This window comes from Microbacterium sp. zg.Y909, assembly GCF_024626565.1.
On the sequence record NZ_JANJFJ010000135.1, the window covers coordinates 1 to 11,153 of the forward strand.

9 protein-coding genes and 1 tRNA gene are annotated in these 11,153 nt (G+C 72.2%); 3 read left to right on the plus strand and 7 right to left on the minus strand.

Annotated elements, in window-relative coordinates; genetic code table 11:
- Window positions 1–29 precede the first annotated feature (29 nt).
- The gene (locus NQ160_RS11305; protein WP_257515341.1) at window positions 30–1,247 is read left to right on the plus strand and encodes a DUF4349 domain-containing protein; all 1,218 of its coding nucleotides are present in this window, start codon (window positions 30–32) and stop codon (window positions 1,245–1,247) included.
- Between the two features lie 92 nt (window positions 1,248–1,339).
- Here the strand turns inward: NQ160_RS11305 and NQ160_RS11310 are convergent, their stop codons facing one another.
- Together NQ160_RS11310 and NQ160_RS11315 are read right to left on the minus strand one after the other, a co-directional pair.
- On the minus strand, window positions 1,340–3,277 hold the full coding sequence (locus NQ160_RS11310; protein ID WP_257515342.1) for a heavy metal translocating P-type ATPase: 1,938 nt from the start codon (window positions 3,275–3,277) through the stop codon (window positions 1,340–1,342).
- 89 nt (window positions 3,278–3,366) lie between these two features.
- Window positions 3,367–3,439, minus strand: a tRNA-Glu gene (locus NQ160_RS11315).
- Window positions 3,440–3,538: 99 nt separating this feature from the next.
- Between NQ160_RS11315 and NQ160_RS11320 the strand changes: the two genes are divergently transcribed.
- Window positions 3,539–4,177 (plus strand): MBL fold metallo-hydrolase, encoded by a 639-nt coding sequence (locus NQ160_RS11320; RefSeq protein ID WP_257515343.1) that lies wholly within the window; start codon window positions 3,539–3,541, stop codon window positions 4,175–4,177.
- Between the two features lie 98 nt (window positions 4,178–4,275).
- On the opposite strand, the gene NQ160_RS11325 is transcribed toward NQ160_RS11320, so the two are convergent.
- Genes NQ160_RS11325 through NQ160_RS11340 form a run of 4 tightly spaced genes read right to left on the minus strand, consistent with a single transcriptional unit; the run spans window position 4,276 to window position 8,432 of the window.
- Window positions 4,276–4,545 carry an HPr family phosphocarrier protein gene (locus tag NQ160_RS11325; RefSeq protein WP_257515344.1) on the minus strand — a complete coding sequence of 90 codons (270 nt, stop codon included), beginning with the start codon at window positions 4,543–4,545 and terminating at the stop codon, window positions 4,276–4,278.
- Window positions 4,546–4,566: 21 nt separating this feature from the next.
- A complete protein-coding gene (locus NQ160_RS11330; RefSeq protein WP_257515345.1) occupies window positions 4,567–6,672 on the minus strand; it encodes a PTS fructose transporter subunit IIABC in 2,106 nt (701 codons plus the stop codon).
- A 27-nt stretch (window positions 6,673–6,699) separates the two neighbouring features.
- A complete protein-coding gene (locus NQ160_RS11335; RefSeq protein WP_257515346.1) occupies window positions 6,700–7,650 on the minus strand; it encodes a 1-phosphofructokinase in 951 nt (316 codons plus the stop codon).
- Window positions 7,647–8,432 (minus strand): DeoR/GlpR family DNA-binding transcription regulator, encoded by a 786-nt coding sequence (locus NQ160_RS11340; protein ID WP_257515347.1) that lies wholly within the window; start codon window positions 8,430–8,432, stop codon window positions 7,647–7,649. The genes NQ160_RS11335 and NQ160_RS11340 overlap by 4 nt, the downstream gene beginning before the upstream one ends.
- 325 nt (window positions 8,433–8,757) lie before the next feature.
- Between NQ160_RS11340 and NQ160_RS11345 the strand changes: the two genes are divergently transcribed.
- A complete protein-coding gene (locus tag NQ160_RS11345) occupies window positions 8,758–10,326 on the plus strand; it encodes a hypothetical protein (RefSeq protein WP_257515348.1) in 1,569 nt (522 codons plus the stop codon).
- A 123-nt stretch (window positions 10,327–10,449) separates the two neighbouring features.
- On the opposite strand, the gene NQ160_RS11350 is transcribed toward NQ160_RS11345, so the two are convergent.
- A partial coding sequence (locus NQ160_RS11350; protein WP_257515349.1) for a hypothetical protein occupies window positions 10,450–11,153 on the minus strand: 704 nt, incomplete at its 5' end.

The following is an 11,153-nucleotide window of genomic DNA, read 5'->3' on the forward strand; positions in this document are numbered from 1 at the left end:
CTGCGGACCGAACTGGGAACGGAGACCGCATGACCCCGACGACTTCTTCCGGGGCGGATGCCTCCGCGGATCTGCCCGACCTGGACGACCAGACGGTCGCCCGCATCGAGGGCGAGCTGTTCGCGCGGATCCGCCAAGAGCCTCGCGGCGCGGCGGCGGGGCGCGAGGCGGCGCCGGCCGTTCGCGGCGTGACGCCGGCACGCACCGCCCGACAGCGCCGGCGCAGCTGGCTCATCGCCGGCGGCGCCGCGGCGGCGGTGGTGATCGTGGCGGCCGTGATCACACCGGGCGTAGGCAGTCTCATCCGGGGCGGCTCGGCCGCGGACAGCCAGGTGACCGACGGCGGCGCGTGGATGACCACGACCGAAGACGGGGCCGTCATGCCGGAGACCGGCGTGGCCGACGGCGACGTCGAGAGCGGGCTGGGCGTCATCGGCGGTGCCGGCGACAACGGTGGCGACGGTGCGCAGCAGCGCGAGGTGATCGCGACCGCCTCGGCGACGCTCGAGGTGGCCGGCTCAGGCGCCCGGGCTGCTGCCGATGCCCTCGAGGCGATCTCGGCCGAGGCTGAAGCGGCGGGCGGGTTCGTGGAATCGCTCAGCCTCGGGCGGGCCGGCGGTCTCGGCGAGAACGGCGCGATCGAGGGTGGATTCGTCGGGGGCCAGTACGGCGATGCCGCGGTGTATCCCTACCCCTCGGCGGTGTCGGACACCTGGATCACGGTGCGCGTGCCGTCGACGGAGCTGACCGCCACGATCGAGCGCCTCGACGAGCTCGGCGAGGTCACGGCATCCCGCATCTCGCGTCAGGACGTCACGACCGAGGCGCTCGACTTGCGAGCACGGGTGGCATCGGCCCAGGCGTCGGTGGAGCGGCTCACCGCCCTGCTGAACGAAGCCGGCTCGCTGTCGGACTTGATCGCGGCCGAGGACGCGCTGGCCGAGCGCCAGGCGGAGCTGGAGTCGCTGCAGGGGCAGCTGGACTATCTCGACGGGCAGGTATCGCTGTCGTCGCTCACGGTCAGCGTCGTGACCCCCGCGGAGCGTGTCGACGCCGACCCCGCCGGATTCACCGACGGACTGCTGGCGGGATGGAATGGTCTCGTGGCCGCGATGAACGGCATCGTGGTCGCGCTGGGCTTCCTGCTGCCGTGGCTGGCGGTGATCGGCGTGATCGGCGCGGCGGTCTGGCTGATCCGCCGCGCGGTGCGCCGCCGCCGCTCCCCCGCCGCCCCAGCCGAGGACTGACCCGGCGGCCTGGCGCTAGCGCTGGCGCTGAGACGAATCCTGACGGCCGAGACGGCGGGTGCCACCCACGGTCTCGGCCGCGGGTATTCGTCTCACCGGTCGCGCGGCGCCGGCGTCGGCGTCGGCGCCGGCGCCGGCGTCGGCGTGGGCGCGAGGCCGGAGGCGGTCGCGAGGCCGGAGGCGGGCGCGCGCAGGGCGCGGAGGGCGTAGAGGATCGTGGCGAGGTCGACCAGCTCCTGCACGAGGGCACCCACGACGGCGGGGATCACGCCCGTCATCGCGATGAGCATCAGCCCGACACTCAGCCCGATGCCGATCCAGATCGCGGTGAGGGCGACCCGCAGCGTGTGGCGACCGATCACGATGGCTTCCACCACGCGCGCGAGCGAGTCGACCGTGATGACGACGTCGGCGGCATCCCCTGCCGCCGTCGCGCCGCGCGCCCCCATCGCCACCCCGACGTCGGCTGCCGCCAGCGCCGGGGCGTCGTTGATGCCGTCGCCGACCATCATCGTGGGGCGCGGGGTGAACGCCCCGACGAGGTGCACTTTCTCGGGCGGAAGCAGGTCGGCGTGCACCTCGTCGACCCCGATGCCGTGCGCGATCGCCTCGGCGGTGGGGGCGGCGTCGCCGGTGAGCATCGCGACACGCTCGACCTCATGGGTGCGCAGCCATGCGACCACATCGCGGGACTCCTCCCGGGCCGCGTCTGCGAGCAGCAGCGCGCCGGCGAACCGGCCGTCGACCGCGACATACGCCGCCACCTGGCCCGGTTCGAGCCGGGGACGCTGAACCCCGTCGGCGACGGTGGCCACGAAGGCGGACTTGCCCACCGCCACCTGCCGCCCCGCGAGCACGGCGGACACACCGTTGGTGGCGACCTCGCTGGCTTCTCGGGCCGGCAGCAGCTGCAGTCCTCGTGCGTCGGCGGCGGCTCGGATGCCGTCGGCGAGCACGTGCGAGGAGTACTGCTCGGCCGAGGCGGCCAGCTGCAGCACCTCGTCGGCGGTGAAGCCCGTCGCGGGGAGCACGTCGACGAGCTCGGGCCGCCCCGAGGTGAGCGTGCCGGTCTTGTCGAAGCACACCGACCGCACGCGCGCCAACCGCTCGATCTGAGCGCCGCCTTTGACGATGATCCCGGACTTCGCTGCCCGGGACAGCCCGCCCAGGAACGCGATGGGCGCCGCCAGCAGCAGCGGACACGGGGTGGCGAGCACGAGCACCTCGGCGAAGCGGGTGGGATCCCCCGACAGCCCCCACGCCGTTCCCGCCAGCACGAGGGACACGGCGGTGAACGGCACCGCGAACCGGTCGGCGAGCCGCACGACGGGCGCGCGGGAAGTCTGCGCCGCCTCGACGAGCGCGACGATCTGCTGGTACTGGCTGTCGGCGCTGCGCCGCACCGCCCGCAGCCGCACCGCCCGCGTGCCGTTGACCGCGCCGGAGTAGACCTCCTCGCCGTCGGCACGGGTCACCGGAAGGCTCTCGCCGGTGAGCGAGGACTCATCGAACGTGCCGGCATCCCCCACGACCACCCCGTCGACGGGAACGACCTCCGACGGGCGCACGAGCAGCAGATCACCGACCTGCACCTCCTCCACCGGTACGTCGCGCAGTCGCTCGTCGCCGGCCGCGGCCGGGAGACCGCCCGGCCCGCCGACGATGTGCGCGGTCCGCGGCGAGCGGTCCAGCAGGGCAGTCAGGTCGCGCTGCGCGCGGCGCGCCGCGAACTCCTCGAGCGCCTCACCGCCCGAGAGCATCAGCACGATGATGAGCGAAGCGACATACTCCCCCACCGCGAGAGTCGCCACCATCGCCACCACCGCGAGGATGTCGAGCCCCACGTGTCCGTGCAGCACGTCGCGCACCATCCGTCCGAGCGTGACCACGACGAAGACGGCGACGTATCCTGTGGCGACCCAGCGAGCGGCGGAATCGGCACCCGCCGCGGCCAGTGCCAGAACGACGGCCAACGCGATGACTGCGAGGAGGATCGACCCATACCGTGACGCCGTACGCATTGCCGACATGCGGCCAGCCTGCCCGCGGCAGCCTCACCGCGCCAGCCCTGTGGGCAGCGAAAAACCCCCCGGCAGAAACCGGGGGGTTTTCGGTGTTGTGACCCCAGCGGGATTCGAACCCGCGTTACCGCCGTGAGAGGGCGGCGTACTAGGCCGCTATACGATGGGGCCGTTTCGACAACCGTTAAAGTATGCCACGGCTCGCATGACGTGGCCAAATCGAGGCGGGTCGCGGTTGCCGCCGGGCGTGTCGCACGGTTGACTTCCCTCATGCGAGTCACAAAGCACGAACATGCCTGCCTGCGCCTCGAGCGCGATGGAAAGACGATCATCATCGACCCGGGCTCCTTCACCCTCCCCCTGACGGATGTGAAGAACCTCGTCGCCATCGTCCTCACCCACGAGCACCCCGACCACTGGACGCCGGATCACCTGGACCGGCTGACCGCGCTGGCGCCGAAAGTGCCGATCTTCGCCCCGGCCGGAGTCGCGGCCGCCGCCCCCGGATACGACATCACGGTCGTCGCCCCCGGCGACACCGTCACGGTCGACCCGTTCACACTGGTGTTCTACGGCGGACGGCACGCGGTGATCCACGAGTCCATCCCGGTCATCGACAACGTCGGTGTGCTCGTCAACGACGACTTCTATTACCCCGGGGACTCCTACGCCGTGCCCAAGGGTGCGGAGGTGCGGCTGCTGGCGGCGCCGGTGGGTGCGCCGTGGCTGAAGATCGGCGAGGCGATGGACTTCGTCCTCGCCGTGAAGCCCCGCCGGGCCTTCGGCACCCACGACATGACGCTCTCGCGCGCCGGACTGCAGATGGGCCGCGCCCGCCTGAAGTGGGCGGCGGAGCAGCACGGCGGAGAGTTCCTCGAGCTCGATCCGGGCGCGGCGGTCGACCTGTAAAGGCCTGGCCGCGCCGACAACGGGCCGGAGACGACGGATGCCGCGGGGTGTACCCCGCGGCATCCGTCTGTCCGGCCCGAGCCGGCGTCAGAGGCGTGTCACTGCGCGTCGAGATCCGTCTCCAGCAGCGCGACGAGCTCGTCCAGCGCCTGCTCGGCGCCGTCGCCCTCTGCCTTGAGCGTCACGACCGTGCCGTTCGAGGCACCGAGCCCCATGAGCGACAGGATGCTGCCGGCGTTGAGGTCGGGTCCACCCTCGACCGCGATGGTGACCGGCACGCTCTTCTCCTGCACCGCCTGTACGAAGAGCTTCGCGGGGCGGGCGTGCAGTCCGGAGCTGCTGGCGATCGTGGCCTGGCGTTCTGCCATGGGGTCCTCCTTGTGGGGTTTTCAAACGGTTGCCGGAACCTGAGCGGCGGGAGCCTTCTCGGCCTCGGCGAACTCCTTCGGCGCGACCCACTTCTTGAGGGCCACGACGATGAGTGCACTCACGACGGTACCTGCCGCCAGAGCCACCAGGAACCCCCAGAGGGGGTCGATGGCGAAGAAGACGAAGATGCCGCCGTGCGGTGCCCGCGACTCGACGTTGAACAGCATGGTGAGCGCTCCCGTCACCGCGCCGCCGACCATGCTCGCGGGGATCACGCGCAGCGGGTCGGCTGCGGCGAACGGGATGGCGCCTTCGGAGATGAACGAGGCGCCCAGCAGCCAGGCGGCCTTGCCGTTCTCGCGCTCGACCGGAGTGAAGAGGTTGCGCGCGAGCACCGTCGAGGCCAGCGCCATGGCGAGCGGCGGCACCATGCCGGCGCACATCACCGCGGCCATGATCAGGTACGGCGTCGTGTTGGTCGCCGAGGCCGTGCCCAGCCCCGCGACGGCGAAGGCGTACGCGACCTTGTTGACCGGTCCGCCCAGGTCGAAGCACATCATCAGTCCCACGATCACGCCGACCACGACGATGAGCCCGGTGGCGGCGAGGTCGTTGAGGCCGTTGGTCATCTGCTCCATGAGCCAGGCGATGGGACGACCGAGGAAGAGCACCATGAGGCCGGAGGCCACGATGGATGCCAGCAGCGGGATGATCACGACCGGCATGAGCCCGCGCAGCCAGCGCGGCGCGTCGAGCCTGCCGAGCCACCACGCCACACCACCGGCGAGGAGACCGCCGACGATGCCGCCGATGAAGCCGGCGTTCATGAGCACCGCGACGGCGCCCGCGACGAATCCGGGCGCGATGCCCGGCCTGTCGGCGATCGCGAACGCGATGTATCCGGCCAGCGCAGCGACCAGGAAGCCCATCGACGTGTTGCCGATCATGAACGCGACGGAGCCGAGATACTGGCCGAGACCGCCGGCGGGAAGCTCCCACAGGGAGTTCTCGATGATGACGGATGCCGCGTCGTTGCTGACCTCGTACCCGCCGAGCAGGAAGCCGAGCGCCATCAGCAGCCCGCCGCCGGCGACGAACGGGATCATGTAGCTGACACCGGTCAGCAGCCAGCGCTGGACGCTCGCCCCCGCGCCGGCCCGTTCGGCGGTGGTCGACGACGTCGATGCGCTCGCGTCTCCGGTGACTCGCTGTGCCTGCGGGTCCTTCGCGGCGGCGACGGCCTCGGCGATCATCTGCGTCGGCTGCTCGATGCCGCGCTTGACCCCGGAGCGCACGACGGGTTTGCCCGCGAAACGCTGCGGCTCGCGCACGTCGACGTCGGTCGCGAAGATCACGGCATCCGCCTGGTCGATCACGTCCTTCGGCAGCGCCTTGTAGCCGCTGGAGCCCTGGGGCTCCACCACCAGGTCGATGCCCGCCTTCTTGCCTGCCGCGCTGAGCGCGTCGGCGGCCATGAACGTATGCGCGATGCCGGTCGCGCACGCCGTGACCGCGACGATGCGCGCGGGGCGGCCGTCGACGGTGAGCTCGGGTGCAATGCCGGAGCTCTGCGGAGCGGGAGGCACTGCCCCTTCTGCCTGCGGGGCCGTCGCCGGGGCTGCCGTCGACGAGGCCGCCGCCGACGCGCCGACCGGTGTCGACTCTGCCGCCGCCTCTTCCCCGATCGCACGCCGCACGATGTGCACCACCTCGTCCGCGCTGGTGGCGGAGCGCAAAGCCGAGGTGAAGTCGTCCTGCATCAGCGAGCGGGCGAGCTTGGACAGCACGGCCAGGTGCGCTTCGGCCGCACCCTCGGGCGCGGCGATGAGGAACACCAGGTCGGCCGGGCCGTCGGGGGCGCCGAACGGCACGCCCGGCTTCAGGCGGGCGAAGGCCAGCGACGGCTCGGTCACCGCGGCGCTCTTGGCGTGCGGGATCGCGATGCCGCCGGGCAGCCCCGTCTCGTCCTTCTGCTCACGCGCCCACGCGTCGGCCGCGAGGGCATCGGCGTCGCTCGCGCGTCCCTGTGCCGCCACCCGCGCCGCGAGAGCGTGGATGACGGCCCGCTTGTCGTCGCCGAGCGGTTCGTCGAGGCTGACGAGGTCAGTGGTGATGGTCTCGGTCATGATGACCTCCAAGGGTCGGAAGGTGGGTCAGTCGTCGATGGTCCGCACCGGCACGTCGCCGGCCGGAAGGTCGGAGGGCCGGGGCGCTTGCGTGCCCGGGAGTGACGCCGCTGCGGCGCCGTACCGGATGGAGCTGCGCAGCCGCTCGGCGGGTTCGGCGCCGCGCGCGTCGGCGATGAGGTAGCCGGCCAGCGAGCTGTCGCCCGCGCCGACGGTGGAGTGCACGCGGATGCGCGGCGGACGGCCAGCCCACGCGCCGTCCGCGGTGACCAGCACGGCGCCGTCGCCACCGAGCGTCACCAAGGCCGCGCCGACCTGCGCCGGCACGAGTCGCCGGGCGACCGGCAGCACTGCCGTGACGAGGTGGACCTCGGGGTCCAGCGCGATGCCGGCGAGGTCGGCAAGCTCATGCTCGTTCGGCTTGATGAGGTCGGGGTGGCCGTGCGCCACGACCGCGGCCAGCGCCGGCCCCGAGGTGTCGACGGCGATGCGGGGGGCGGCATCCGCCCAACGCCGGCGAACGGCGTCGATGACCTCGACGTAGAACCCCTCGGGCACACCGGGGGGAAGGGATCCTGCCAGCACGAGCCACTGCGCTCCCACGCACGATCCGACGACCGTTTCGACCACGGCGGCGCGCTCGGCGTCACCGAGCGCGGCTCCACGGAGGTTGACCTTGGTGGTCTCGCCGGCCGGGTCGGTGATCGTGATGTTCGCGCGGGCGTGGCCGGCGACGGGCACCGTGACGGCAGGGATGCCGGTGGCCTGGAGCGAGACCGCGAACGGGTCATCGGCGGCCAGTGGCAGCAGGGCCAGGGTCGGCACATCGGACGCCGCACACACCCGCGAGACGTTGATGCCCTTGCCGCCGGCATCCTCCCGGGCGCCGCGGGCGACCTGCACGCCCCCGACCTCGAGCGGCGCTGCGAGCTCGACGGTACGGTCCAGCGACGGGTTCGCGGTGAGGGTGACGATCATGCGGTCCACACCTCCGTCCCCGCTTCGTGAAGCGCGGCGCCGAGGGTGTCACCGGGGGCACGGTCGGCGACCACGACGTCGATGTCGTCGAGGCCGGCGAAGGCGACCAGCAGCTCGGCGTCGAACTTCTGGGCATCGCTCACGACGATCACGCGCCGAGAACTCTGCACGATCGCGCGCTTGACGGCCGCCTCCTCGGGGTCGGGGGTGCTGAGCCCGAACCCCGCGGAGATGCCGTTGGTGCCGATGAAGGCGACGTCGGGGCGCAGTCCCTCGATGGCGCGCACAGTGTGGGAACCCACAGCGGCCCCGGTCAGGCCGCGCACCCGCCCGCCGATGACGGTGAGCGAAAGGCGGGGCGCACCGGCGAGGACACCGGCCACCGACATCGCGTGGGTGACGACCTCGGCGCTGCCGTCGGTTTCGGCGAGGCGAGCGGGAAGGAGCGTCGCGACCGCAGCGGTGGTGGTGCCGGCGTCGATGTAGACCGAGCCGCGGAACGCGTCGCCGAGCACGTCAAGGGCACGGCCGGCGATGGCCTGCTTGGCGGCTCCCCGCTGCGAAGAGCGTTCGACCAGCGACGGCTCCACGAGGCTCGTGCGCTCGCGCGCCACCGCGCCGCCGTGCACTCGTCGCAACGCGCCCGCCCGTTCGAGCTGGTCGAGGTCGCGCCGCACCGTTTCCGTCGTGACACCGAAGCGGTCGGCGAGATCGACGACGGCAACCCGACCGTCCTGCACGACGAGTCGCTCGATCAACTGGTGACGTTCCATCGCGTACACGCGCAGTCCTTCCGGCGGGATTTCCCACACGTTACAACACACTCACAGACACTCTCAAGAGCGCAAGCCTGCGGTTGTGTGGGAGTTCGCTGTGAAACGGTGTCGCCGACGTGGGATCGGAGACGGGGATGCCCGCGCCCCGTTGTGGTGATCCCACAAGAAACTCGATCCCGGCCTCGGTGGTACTTAGTTCCAGCGTGCAGATCCGAGCGCGACTCTCCTGCCGGTGACATCCGGACTGCTACGTTCAGCCCAACCGTGCAGGTGCCCAGTGTTGGGCGCCTGCTCCCTTGCCTGTCCGCAGGCCGAGAAACCCGGAGTCTCAATGTCGAGAACCTCGCAGCACGCCCATGGCATGGGTCTGCGCATCACCGTCGCGGTACTGGCCGTCCTTCTGGCCGCCATGACGGTGCTCTACCTCGTCACCGTCAACAAGCTCAGTGACGGCGCGATGCAACTGGCCTCCGGCGCCTCGCAGGCCGACGACGGCTCGCGCCAGGTGAGCGAAGGCGCGTCGACCCTGTCGCAGGGCGCGCACACCCTCGCCGATGGCGCGTCCGAGCTGGATGCCGGCGCAGCGCGCGCCCACGCCGGGGCCACCGCCCTCGCCGATGGGGCGCGGTCGGCAGCCGACGGTGCCACGACGCTCGCAGACGGGGCGACGACGCTCTCCGCCGGTGCGGCCTCGGCCGCCTCCGGCGCCTCGCGCCTCGCCGACGGCGCCGCAAGCGCTGCGGCGGGCGCCGCGCGTCTGAACGCCGGAGCCAGCGAGGCAGCTGTCGGTGCGAACAAGCTCGAGACCGGTGCCGACAAGGCGGCGACCGGTGCAGCAGAACTCGCGGAGAAGACCAACACGCTGGCCGCGGGCGTCGTCGCAGCACACGGCATCGCCGGCCAGGTACGCGATGGAGCAACACTGCTCAGCGACAAACTCGGAGCGTCCGCGGCGAACCCGCAGCTTCCGGGGCTCGTCGCGAACACCAAGACGCTGCAGGAGAACGCCGCGAGTGCGCCCGACAACGCCAGGGCGGTCGCCGAGGGTGTCGCCGACGTCGCTGACGCGGTCGCCCAGCTGCCGGATGCCTACTTCGTCAATCCGGCCACTGCCGCGGCCGTGCGCGCGTCACTCGGGAACCCGCTCGCGTTGCTGACCGCTGGATCCCAGGGTGTGGCGCTCCAGTCGGCGGGCATCGCGCCGGCAGCCGCCGCCGCGCCGACCCTGGCCAAGGGCGTGATCGATGCCGCTGAAGGCGCCCAGAACGTGACCGCGGGACTCAACACGCTGATCTCCGGCGACCCGGCGCGCAAGTGGCCCGGCACCGTGGCTCTCGCCGACGAGGAGAAGGGCGCACCGGCGCTCGCCGCAGGCGCGGGTGCTCTCGCCGCCGGTACGGCAGAGGTCAGCGCCGGAGCCGGTAGCCTCTCGGCCGGTGTGCGGTCGCTCGCCGCCGGTGCCTCGACGCTGTCTTCGGGAACGAGCACGCTGTCTTCGGGCGCCTACACGCTCGACGCCGGCACTCAGAACCTGTGGACCGGCGCCGATCGCCTGGTCGCCGGGGCGGGGAACCTCGCCGCCGGAACCGGGACGCTCTCCACCGGAGCGGGCGACCTCGCAGAGGGAGTCTCGAGCCTCGCAGAGGGTTCCACTGCGGTGGCGGATGGGGCACAGACGCTGGCTTCGGGCAGCGTCGAGCTCACCTCCGGCGCGGGCGCTCTCGCCGACGGCAACAGCGAGCTTGCCGCCGGCTCCGGTGAACTGCACGCCGGGGCATCCGGCGCCGTCCCCGGACTCATGCCGTGGATCATCGGCATCGCCCTGGCGTCAGTCGTCGCCCTGGGCTTCTGGGTCGCACACCGTCTCACCTACCGCAGCCGCATCGCCGCGGCGGCGTGATTCGTCCGGGAAGCCGGCTCGCGCCGACCGGCATCCCGGGTACGACAGCAACGGCACGCCCCCGACTCCGGGGGCGTGCCGTTGCGCATGAACCTGCTTCATGGAACGCCGGGGCCGCTCGGGTCAGCCCGGGCGGTCCTCCACCCACATCTGCACCGTGCCGTCGCGGGCGACCAGCCGGACGAACACGGCCTTCGACAGGCCGCTCGCGATCGTCGCCGGCGCGGTCCGGCCAGGCATGAGGTCGAGCGTGGGGTCGAGCCGTCCATGCCCGCAGGCATAGTCGAAGAAGTCGGCATCGACGCTCACGATCAGGCACGGGTTGCCGTCAGTGCCGGTGAAGGTGAAGGCGCGCACGCCTCGATGAGGATCGTAGGCGGTGATGCCCGTCTCACGGTCGATGCGAAGGAAGTCCAGCATGCCGTTCTGTTCGAGGTGACTCGGGATCTCGGAGTCGGCGATCGGTCGCAGCACGGCGTCCGGGGCCGGCGGCGCGACGGCGACGGCGACCCCCGCACCGCCCACTGCGCAACCCGCCACGGCGGCGGCCGCGATCGCGGCGGCGCGCCACCCCCCGATGCGCGGGCCGACGCCGGCGACGCCGGGATTCGGGGGCGGGGTCGGGACGGCCTCGGTGTCGCCACCGGCGGCGATGCCCACGGGTGCAGAGACCGAGCCGTCGACGCCCGCGTGCCGGGAGACGGAACCGTCCGCGTCCGCTTCCGCGCCAGCATCGCCCGCCGGCGGTGTGTGGTCGTGCGCCGGATCGGACGATGCGCGGACGAGCGCTTCGAGTTCCCGCAGCCGTGCGAGGTCCGCGGCATCCA

What these genes read in the sequence shown, in the direction of transcription:
- NQ160_RS11305 (WP_257515341.1), top strand. Translation starts at nt 30, where the DNA reads ATGACCCCGACGACTTCTTCCGGGGCGGATGCCTCCGCGGATCTGCCC.
- NQ160_RS11310 (WP_257515342.1), bottom strand. Translation starts at nt 3,277, where the DNA reads ATGTCGGCAATGCGTACGGCGTCACGGTATGGGTCGATCCTCCTCGCA.
- NQ160_RS11320 (WP_257515343.1), top strand. Translation starts at nt 3,539, where the DNA reads ATGCGAGTCACAAAGCACGAACATGCCTGCCTGCGCCTCGAGCGCGAT.
- NQ160_RS11325 (WP_257515344.1), bottom strand. Translation starts at nt 4,545, where the DNA reads ATGGCAGAACGCCAGGCCACGATCGCCAGCAGCTCCGGACTGCACGCC.
- NQ160_RS11330 (WP_257515345.1), bottom strand. Translation starts at nt 6,672, where the DNA reads ATGACCGAGACCATCACCACTGACCTCGTCAGCCTCGACGAACCGCTC.
- NQ160_RS11335 (WP_257515346.1), bottom strand. Translation starts at nt 7,650, where the DNA reads ATGATCGTCACCCTCACCGCGAACCCGTCGCTGGACCGTACCGTCGAG.
- NQ160_RS11345 (WP_257515348.1), top strand. Translation starts at nt 8,758, where the DNA reads ATGTCGAGAACCTCGCAGCACGCCCATGGCATGGGTCTGCGCATCACC.